Origin of the sequence: Streptomyces carpinensis, from assembly GCF_002154505.1 — a bacterium.
In the GTDB taxonomy this organism is placed as follows: Bacteria; Actinomycetota; Actinomycetes; order Streptomycetales; family Streptomycetaceae; genus Streptomyces; species Streptomyces carpinensis.
Map to the genome: position 1 here is coordinate 1 of NZ_MUBM01000267.1, position 8845 is coordinate 8845.

The 8845-nt window shown below is 72.3% G+C and carries 8 protein-coding genes; 4 read left to right on the forward strand and 4 right to left on the reverse strand.

Annotated features, from left to right (window positions below):
- Nucleotides 1–1057, reverse strand: a 1057-nt coding sequence (locus BZY54_RS32180; RefSeq protein WP_086728851.1) for an ROK family transcriptional regulator, incomplete at its 3' end; no start/stop codon positions are given.
- Between the two features lie 144 nt (nucleotides 1058–1201).
- Here BZY54_RS32180 and BZY54_RS32185 point away from each other — a divergent pair.
- Nucleotides 1202–2410, forward strand: a complete 1209-nt coding sequence (locus tag BZY54_RS32185) for an MFS transporter (RefSeq protein WP_086728852.1) — start codon at nucleotides 1202–1204, stop codon at nucleotides 2408–2410.
- Here the strand turns inward: BZY54_RS32185 and BZY54_RS32190 are convergent.
- The gene (locus tag BZY54_RS32190) at nucleotides 2370–2828 is read right to left on the reverse strand and encodes an acyl-CoA thioesterase (protein WP_086728853.1); all 459 of its coding nucleotides are present in this window, start codon (nucleotides 2826–2828) and stop codon (nucleotides 2370–2372) included. The two genes, BZY54_RS32185 and BZY54_RS32190, sit on opposite strands and share 41 nt — an antisense overlap.
- Nucleotides 2829–2982: 154 nt before the next feature.
- On the opposite strand from BZY54_RS32190, the gene BZY54_RS32195 reads away from it, so the two are divergent.
- The 3 genes from BZY54_RS32195 (at nucleotide 2983) to BZY54_RS32205 (ending at nucleotide 6220) form a co-directional block, all read left to right on the forward strand.
- Nucleotides 2983–4386 (forward strand): uracil-xanthine permease family protein, encoded by a 1404-nt coding sequence (locus BZY54_RS32195; RefSeq protein ID WP_086728854.1) that lies wholly within the window; start codon nucleotides 2983–2985, stop codon nucleotides 4384–4386.
- Nucleotides 4387–4492: 106 nt separating this feature from the next.
- Nucleotides 4493–5188, forward strand: a complete 696-nt coding sequence (locus BZY54_RS32200; RefSeq protein ID WP_086728855.1) for a DUF5995 family protein — start codon at nucleotides 4493–4495, stop codon at nucleotides 5186–5188.
- A 102-nt stretch (nucleotides 5189–5290) separates the two neighbouring features.
- A complete protein-coding gene (locus BZY54_RS32205; protein WP_086728856.1) occupies nucleotides 5291–6220 on the forward strand; it encodes an LLM class F420-dependent oxidoreductase in 930 nt (309 codons plus the stop codon).
- Between the two features lie 28 nt (nucleotides 6221–6248).
- Here BZY54_RS32205 and BZY54_RS32210 read toward each other — a convergent pair whose 3' ends face one another.
- Together BZY54_RS32210 and BZY54_RS32215 are read right to left on the reverse strand one after the other, a co-directional pair.
- Nucleotides 6249–7961: a flavin monoamine oxidase family protein gene (locus BZY54_RS32210; RefSeq protein ID WP_086728857.1), complete on the reverse strand. Its 1713-nt coding sequence runs from the start codon at nucleotides 7959–7961 to the stop codon at nucleotides 6249–6251.
- A 59-nt stretch (nucleotides 7962–8020) separates the two neighbouring features.
- On the reverse strand, nucleotides 8021–8809 hold the full coding sequence (locus BZY54_RS32215; protein WP_086728858.1) for a carbon-nitrogen hydrolase family protein: 789 nt from the start codon (nucleotides 8807–8809) through the stop codon (nucleotides 8021–8023).
- Nucleotides 8810–8845 lie beyond the last annotated feature (36 nt).

The following is an 8845-nucleotide window of genomic DNA, read 5'->3' on the forward strand; positions in this document are numbered from 1 at the left end:
CCCCGCCGGCCTGCCCGGTCTCCCCCGCCAGGACCACGCATCCGGGATCCAGGACGGCCACGACGGAGGCGGCACCGAGGGCGATCCGGTCGGCGAGGGCGTCCAGGAACTCCGCGGCCCGGGTGGCGTCCGCCGGGGCGGCGTTCGCAGCGGCGGCCTGCGCCGTCACCGCGCGGCGCACCAGCTCCGCGGCCGCCGGCTCCCGCCCGCGCTGCTGCCCCGACAGCCCGTGGGCGCGCGCCAGTTCCACCACCGCGGCCGACCCGGCCAGCGAGTGGAAGCCGCCGGCGCAGTCCGTCGCCGACGGGACGGCCCCGGTGCCGGGCACGGGCAGGAAGCCGATCTCGCCCGTGCCGCCGGAGGCGCCGCGGCGCAGCGCTCCGTCCAGGACCACGGCCGCGCCGGTGCCGTGGCCGAGCCACAGCAGGACGAAGGTGTCCCTGTCCCGCGCGGCCCCGTCCCGCTGCTCGGCCAGCGCCGCGAGGTTGGTCTCGTTCTCGACGATGACCCGGGCCCGCGGCAGACGCTCCTGCAGCGCGGCCACCAGCCGCCGGTGCCACTCGGGCAGGCCCGTGGAGTCGCGCAGCTCGCCCGTGACCGGGTCGATGAGGCCCGGGGCGCCGACGCCGACGGTGTGCAACTGCTCCGCCCCCGCCTCCTTCGCCACCCGTTCCACCAGCGTGACCGCCTGCTCCACCGCGGGCCCGGTCCCGGTGTCCCCGCAGATCGGCACGGAGGCGTCGGCCAGCTCCCGTCCGAGCAGGTCGGTCACGGTCACCGAGACGCTCTCGGTGCGTACGTCGAGGGCGGCCAGGTGGGCACGGTCGGCGACGATGCCGTACAGCCGTGCGTTCGGACCTCGCCGCTGCTCCCCCGACTCCCCCACCACGGTGATCAGGCCGGAGACCGTAAGGCGTTCGACGAGGTCGGCGACCGTCGGCCGGGACAGGCCGGTGAGCTGCTTCAGCTGCCCTGCCGTCAACGGTCCCTCCTGCTGCAACAGCCGCAGGGCGAGCCGGTCGTTGATGGCCCGGGCGGTGCTCGGGGATGCGGGCATGCCGGGAATCCTCCCAGATCTGCGGGGCCGCGACGGGGCGGCCGTATATCCCCTATATAACAGGCAGGGTTCCTGATAGTTTACTGCGGCGCGATGCGGCGGGACAGCGGCGGGGCGCCGGAATACACGGGGAGGGGCCGGAGAATGACAGTGGTCTACGAACAGCGCGAGGTGCGGCGCGCCCGGTACGCCGTGGCGGCCGTCTTCGCCGTGCACGGCGCCGTCACCGGTTCGTTCGCGACCCGGGTGCCGTGGATCCAGGACCACGCCTCCGTCAGCCCGGGTCAGCTCGGCCTCGCCCTGGCCTTCCCCGCGCTCGGCGCGTCCGTGGCGATGCCCCTCGCGGGCGGCATCAGCCACCGCTACGGGGCCCGCACCGCACTGCGCGGCCTGCTCGCCCTGTGGACGCTCTCCCTGGTCCTGCCCGCCCTCGCCCCGAACCTCCCCGTCCTCTGCCTGGCCCTGTTCGCCTACGGCGCCTCGGCCGGCATGGCGGACGTCGCGATGAACGCCCTCGGCGTGGAGGTGGAGAACCGGCTCGGCCGCTCGATCATGTCGGGCCTGCACGGCATGTGGAGCGCGGGCGCCCTGGCCGGCTCGGCGGCCGGCACGCTCGCCGCGCACCTGGGCTCGGACGCCCGCCTCCACCACGCCCTGGCGGCCGGCGTACTGACCGTGCTGGGGCTGATCGCCTGCACCTGGGTCCTGGACCTGCAGCCGGCCGAGGACGAGGAGCCGCCGCCGCGGTTCGCGCTGCCGCCGAAGTCGGCACTGCTGATCGGCGCGATCGGGTTCTGCGCGGTGTTCGCGGAGGGGGCGAGCCTGGACTGGTCGGCGGTCTACCTGCGCCATCAGCTGGACACCTCGGCCGGGCTCGCGGCGGCCTGCACCACCGGATTCACCCTCACCATGGCCGTCGCGCGGATCGCGGGCGACAAGGTGGTGGACCGCTTCGGCTCCGTGCGCACGGTGCGGGCCAGTGGCGTCCTCGCGGTGCTCGGCGGCCTGCTCGTCGTCGTGGCGGGACATCCGGCGGTGGCGATGACGGGCTTCGCGCTGATGGGCCTGGGCATCGCGGTCGTGGTGCCGCTGTGCTTCGCCGCGGCCGGCCGCAGCGGGCCGAACCCCAGCCAGGCCATCGCGGGCGTGGCGACGATCACGTACACGTCCGGGCTGGTGGCGCCGAGCGCGATCGGCGGGCTCGCCCAGGCGACCAGCCTGGTGGTGTCGTTCGGTCTGGTGACGCTGCTGGCGTGCGGCCTGGCCGCGTTCGCGGGGGTGCTGCGGGCGGGCGACCGGGACCGTCCGAAGGTCAGCCGGCCGGCAGCAGCAGTTCCCGACCCACGGCCCTGAACCCCTCGCTCCACGGCGCGGGCCGCAAAGTGGCGGAATCCAGCCGGACCAGCACGCGGCTGCCCGTGGCGTACGTCACCGCGCCGTCGGCCGAGCAGAAGCGGAAGCCGTACGTCAGGCCGGTCCTGCCGAGCCGTTCCAGCCACAGGTGGACGGCGTACCCGCCCGGCCGGGTCACCGGCGCCTCGTAGCTGATCCGCAGTTCCTTGACCGCGTTGCACGCGTCCCCGGCGGCCGCCCAGTCGCCCTCGAAGCGGAAGCCGTGCTCGTGCCACAACTCGGTCCAGGCCCGCTCCACCATCAGCGGATAGCGGGCGTTGTGCAGCAGCCCGAGCGCGTCCAGGTCGTCGAAGTGGACGGTCACGGGGATCAGCCGACCGTACGACAGGGCGGGGGCGACGGGTGCTTCGGCGGTCACGGCGGGACTCCTGAACATGCCGGTGAGGAGGGGGTACGAACCCCATCCTAAGCGGACGCTCAGGACTGCCGGTGGGGAAGGTGCTGGTCAGCCGCCGGGAACCCGGACAATGGGTTTCGGACATCTTCCCGTTCAGAGAAAGCGAAACCCCACCATGGACCTCGGCGTGCGCTGGAAACTGCACGGTGACGGGCGCACGCCCGCACCCGGAGCGGTCGTCCGGCCCGACGAACGGCTCTCCTGGCCCCGCACGGTCGGACTCGGCGCCCAGCACGTCGTGGCGATGTTCGGCGCCTCCTTCGTGGCCCCCGTGCTCATGGGCCTCGACCCCAACCTCGCGATCATGATGTCGGGCGTCGCGACCGTGATCTTCCTGCTCGCCACGCGCGGCCGGGTGCCCAGCTACCTGGGGTGCTCGCTGTCCTTCGTGGGGGTCGCCGCGGTCATCCGGGCGCAGGGTGGCACGAGCGCGACCGTCACCGGCGCGGTCCTCGTGGTCGGCATCGCCCTGTTTCTGGTCGGTCTCGCCGTGCAGCGCTTCGGCGCACGGATCATCCATGCCGCGATGCCGCCGATCGTCACCGGCGCGGTCGTGATGCTGATCGGCTTCAACCTCGCCCCCGTGACCGCCTCCACCTACTGGCCCCAGGACCAGTGGACGGCGCTGCTGGTGATGCTGTTCACCGGGCTGGCCGTCGTCTGTCTGCGCGGATTCTGGTCCCGGATCGCGATCTTCCTCGGTCTGGTCTTCGGCTACACCATCTCCTGGGTCTTCGACCAGGTCTTCGGGAAGATCCACTCCGTGGACGGCGGCGGCAAGCTCACCGACCACTGGCGCCTGGACCTCTCCGGTGTCGGCAAGGCCGACTGGATCGGGCTGCCGTCCTTCCACGGACCGGCCTTCCACTGGTCGGCGATCCTGGTCGCCCTGCCGGTCGTCATCGCGCTGGTCGCCGAGAACGCCGGACACGTCAAGGCGGTCGGCGAGATGACCGGCGATCCGCTGGACGACAAGCTGGGCACGGCCATCTCGGCGGACGGCGTGGCCTCCATACTGTCGACGGCCGTGGGCGGACCGCCCAACACCACGTACTCCGAGAACATCGGCGTGATGGCCGCCACCCGCGTCTACTCCACCGCCGCCTACTGGGCCGCCGCCGGTTTCGCGCTGCTGTTCGGCATCTGCCCGAAGTTCGGCGCGATCGTGGCCGCGATCCCGGGGGGTGTCCTCGGTGGCATCACCGTCATCCTGTACGGCATGATCGGGCTGCTCGGCGCTCAGATCTGGATCAACGCCAAGGTCGACCTGCGCAACCCGCTGAACCTGGTGCCGGCCGCGGCGGGCATCATCATCGGCGTCGGCAACGTCAGCATGAAGTTCACCGACACCTTCTCCCTCAGCGGCATCGCGCTCGGCACGGTCGTCGTGATCACCGGCTACCACGCGCTGCGCGCGTTCGCGCCCCCGCACCTGAAGAGGCAGGAGCCGCTGCTGGACGAGGGCACGTCGTCGTACGACGAGCCGGGGCGGGCCGGCACGCGGCGCGCCGAGTCGTAGGCACACGTCCCGCCGCCGGGCCCGGACCACGCGCGAGTTCCCCCGTTCTGGGGAAGCGCCGGGCCCGTCGGCACCCGTCCCGGGCCGGGCCTGGGACGCTGCCCCCATGGGGCAATCGGCACAACTCACCCTTCGCCTGGACACAGTGGACGCGGCCGTCGCCCGGATGCGCGAGCTGGACGCCGCGCTGCCGGAGCGGGACGGGATCGCTGTCTTCAACCGGGTCTACCTCGCCGTCACCGAGGCGGTCGACCGGCGCCTCGCGGCAGGTCGGTTCGCGGACCCGCGGGCCGCGGCCACGCTGGACGTGCGGTTCGCCGAGCGGTATCTGGCCGCCGTGGACGCGGCGGCCGAGGGGCGGCCCGCGCCGGCCTGCTGGCGTCCGCTGCTGCAGTTCCGCCGCCATCCCGGCGTGCGGCCGCTGCAGTTCGCGCTCGCGGGCATCAACGCGCACATCGGCCACGACCTGGCACTCGCGGTCGTGGACACCTGCCACGCGCTGGCGTGCGAGCCGGACGAGCTGGAAAGCGACTTCGACCGCGTCGGCGACCTCCTCGTCGCGCTCGAGGAACGGGTCCGGGAGGATCTGATGCCCGGCCCCGACCTGCTGCAGATCGCCGACCCCATCACCCATCTGCTCGGCGCGTGGAGCCTGGAGCGGGCCCGGGACGCCGCCTGGTCCGCCGCGCGGGCGCTGTGGGCGCTGCGCCGGCTGCCCGACGTGGCCGAGGAGTTCGCCCAGCGGCTGGACGCGGCGGTCGGCTTCGCCGGTCGCATGATGCTCACGCCCCTGCCGGACTGAGAACCGGCGGCCGAGGGCCATCGGGCCGAGGACCCGGGAACTCCCGCGTGATCACGGTACGTTGATCGATGGACACTGACGATCACGAAGGAGCACACCGCCATGGCGATCCGTCTGGGACTCGGCCTTCCGCAGAATCGGCAGTACGACCTCGGCAAGGACGTGCCGGACGTGGCACGCGCCGCGGAAGACATCGGCTACGACAGCCTCTGGGTGTACGAGCGGGCCCTGTTCCCGGAGCCCGCCACCCAGGGGCTGTACGGCATCGAGGGCCTGCCCTGGCCCGAGTCCTACCGCCATGTGGCCGACCCGCTGGTCACGCTCACCCTGGCCGCGGCGGCCACCGAGCGGGTCCGGTTGGGCAGCAGTGTGCTGGTGGCGCCGCTGCACGTGCCGTTTCAGCTCGCCAAGGCCCTCGCCTCGCTGGACGCGGCCAGCGGTGGCCGGGTGATCGCCGGTTTCGGCACCGGCTGGTCCCTCGACGAGTACGCGGCCTCGGGAATCCGGCCGATCAAGGAGCGCGGCCGGGTGCTGGACGAGGTGATCGACGTCTGCCGGGCGGTGTGGGGTCCCGACCCGGTGCGCCACCACGGCCGGATCACGGAGATCGACTCGGCCGCGGTCGGCCCCAAGCCCGCCCGGCCGATCCCGATCCTGCTGGCCGCGAGCACCCGGAAGGCGCGGGAGCGGCTCGTCGAGCACGCCGACGGCTGGCTGCCGACGGGCATGGGCGTCGAACAGCTCGCCGATCAGTGGGCCGCGTTGCAGGACCTGGCCGCCGAGCGCGGCCGGCAGCAGCCGATCCAGACGGTGCTGCGGGCCAACGCGCGCTATTCGGCCAAGGCCCACGAGGGCACCGACCGGCGCCCGTTCCACGGCAGCACCGACCAGATCGTCGAGGACCTGCTCGCGCACGCGCAGATCGGCCTGGAAGAGATCATGGTCGACCTCCAGAGCAGCGTGCGGGACGCCCAGGAGCTCAAGGACGTCGCCGCGAAGGTGTACGAGAAGGCCCGGGCGGCCGGGGTGTGACACCCGGCCGACCGGGCCGCGCCGGGGCTCAGTCCTCGGGGAGTTCCACGGGCGCGATCTCGTCGTAGACGTCGCCCGGGCCGGGGTTGGCCGCATCGGTCGCCCCGCCGAAGTGGTGCATGACACCCCAGACCGCGTTCAGCGCGGTCTGGACGGCGCCCTCGGCCCAGCCGGCCGTCCAGGAGATGTCGTCGCCGGCGAGGAAGATGCCCCGCTTGTCCTCCGGCAGCCGGTCCTGCATGAAGTGGGTGAACAGGCGCCGCTGGTAGCGGTAGTGGCCGGGCAGGTTGGCCTTGAACGCGCCCATGAAGTAGGGCTCGTTCTCCCAGGAGACCGTCACCGGGTTGCCGATGATGTGCTTCCTGATGTCGACGTTCGGGTAGATCTCGCCGAGCGACTTCAGCATGACCTCCATCCGCTCGTTCGCGGACAGCGGCAGCCACTTCAGGCTGTCGTCGCACCAGGTGTACGACAGGCAGATCACGGCCGGCCGGTCGGGCCCGTCGTCGAGCAGGTAGGTGCCGCGGGTCATGCGGTCGGTGAGCGTCATCGACATGACGTCCCGGCCGGTCGGATTTCCCCTGTCGTCGACGGCCTTGTCCAGCCAGAACGGCCGGTCGACCGGGACGAACAGCTTCGAGGACTCCATGTAGTGGGTGCGCTCGATGGCGGTCCAGTGGTCGATCGGGAACAGCCCGTCGTCGCACTGGATCTTGGACAGCAGCATCCACGACTGCGCGGTGAAGATCGCCGCCTGGTAGGTGCGGATGTCGCCGCTCGCGTCCGTCACGGTGATCCGGTTGCCGGCGGTGCGGTGCAGCCGGGTCACGGCCGGACGCGGCTCGCCGTCCACGTGCAGGGACTTCAGCGAGGTGCCGTAGGGCCAGTGGACGATCTTCTCCGGCTCGCGCTCCCAGAGCCGGAGCGGCAGCTGCTGCGAGCCGCCGACGATACCGCGGTGGTGGTCGTCGGCCTCGGTGTAGACGACCCGCAGGATCTCCAGGATGGAGTTGGGGAAGTCGGTGTCCCAGCCGCCGGTGCCGAAGCCGACCTGGCCGAAGATCTCCCGGTGCCGGAAGGAACTGAAGGCCTCGGAGTCGCACAGGAAGCCGTAGAAGGTCTGGTTGTCGAGCTTCTCGACGAGCCGCACCCAGATCTCGCGGATGCGCGGGACGTCCCGCTCGCGCATGGCGCGGTTCATGTCGGAGAAGTCGGCGCCCTCTTCCAGGCACTTGTTCCAGGCGTCGGCCACGTCCCGGTAGACCTGCGGCAGGTCGTCGATGGTCTCGGCGTAGTGCGACTCGCCCTTGAGGTCGACGACCGTCGAGGGGGTCGCCTCGGCCAGCGGGTTCGGGAAGGGCCGGGTCTCGAGACCCACCAGGTCGATGTAGTGCTGGAGGGCGGTGGAGGACGGCGGGAAGCGCATGGCGCCCATCTCGGCGGTCAGCGACTCCTCGCAGCCCTCGAACCCGACGGTGCGCAGCCGGCCGCCGATCTGGTCGGCCTCGTAGACGACGGGCTTGAGGCCCATCTTCATCAGCTCGTAGGCGGCGACGATGCCGGACAGTCCGCCGCCGATGATCGCGACCTCGGTGCCGTGCTCGGTCGCGGGGATCTGGCCGAGGCCCGCCGGGTGGTCGAGGAAGTCGTCGTACGCGTACGGGAAGTCCGGGCCGAACATGGTGATCGGCGGCTGCTGCTCGTCTGCGTGCTCGACGGCGTTGGGCACCGTGGACGTCATGGGGTACGGACTCCTTGCGCGGGAAGAGCGGGAAGAACTGGGTGGGGGCTGGGGGACGTTCAGGCGAGGGCCCCGTAGAGGCCGGGGCGGCGGTCCCGCAGATACGGGTTGGCCTCGCGGGAGGCGGCGAGCAGATCCGGATCGACGTCGGCGAGGACCAGTTCCTCGCTCTGCCCGGCCCGGGCGCGGGTGATCCCGTCGGGGCCGGCGAGCGTGGAGAGCCCGGTGAACTCCAACTCGCCTTCCCGGCCGACCCTGTTGGCGTACGCGACGTACATCTGGTTCTCGAAGGCGCGTACCGGCACGAGGGACTCGGCGACGAACTGGAACGGGTGCATCAGCGCCGTCGGGACGAGCAGGAGGTCGGTGCCGGCCAGGGCGTGGCCGCGGGTGTTCTCCGGGAACTCCACGTCGTAGCAGATCAGGATGCCGACGGTCAGTCCGTTCAGCTCGGCCTGGACGACCGGCTGCTCACCCGGGGTGAAGTGGTCGCGTTCGAAGCCGCCGAAGAGGTGGGTCTTGCGGTAGTTGGCCAGGCGCGTGCCGTCGGCGGACATCAGCTGGGCGGAGTTGAAGACGGCGTCGCCGTCCCGCTCGGGGTAGCCGTAGACGACCGCCAGGCCGTGCCGGCCGGCCAGTTCCGCGATCGCGTCGGCGGAGTCGCCGTCGGCGGGCTCGGCCAGGCGGCCGATGTCGTCGCCGATCGCGTACCCGGTCAGGAACATCTCCGGCGCCAGCAGCAGCCCGGCGCCCGCGGCGGCGGCACGGCCGGCGGCGGCGTCGAGGACCTCGAGATTCCCGGCGACGGCACCGGGGCGGCCGGAGCTCTGGAGCAGGGCGGTGCGCAGCGGCGGCATGACTGTCCTCGGGGAGGTGGGAGGGGG

Excerpts from the sequence above, each read along its gene's own strand:
- BZY54_RS32185 (WP_086728852.1), top strand. The coding sequence starts at position 1,202 with ATGACAGTGGTCTACGAACAGCGCGAGGTGCGGCGCGCCCGGTACGCC.
- BZY54_RS32195 (WP_086728854.1), top strand. The coding sequence starts at position 2,983 with ATGGACCTCGGCGTGCGCTGGAAACTGCACGGTGACGGGCGCACGCCC.
- BZY54_RS32200 (WP_086728855.1), top strand. The coding sequence starts at position 4,493 with ATGGGGCAATCGGCACAACTCACCCTTCGCCTGGACACAGTGGACGCG.
- BZY54_RS32205 (WP_086728856.1), top strand. The coding sequence starts at position 5,291 with ATGGCGATCCGTCTGGGACTCGGCCTTCCGCAGAATCGGCAGTACGAC.
- BZY54_RS32210 (WP_086728857.1), bottom strand. The coding sequence starts at position 7,961 with ATGACGTCCACGGTGCCCAACGCCGTCGAGCACGCAGACGAGCAGCAG.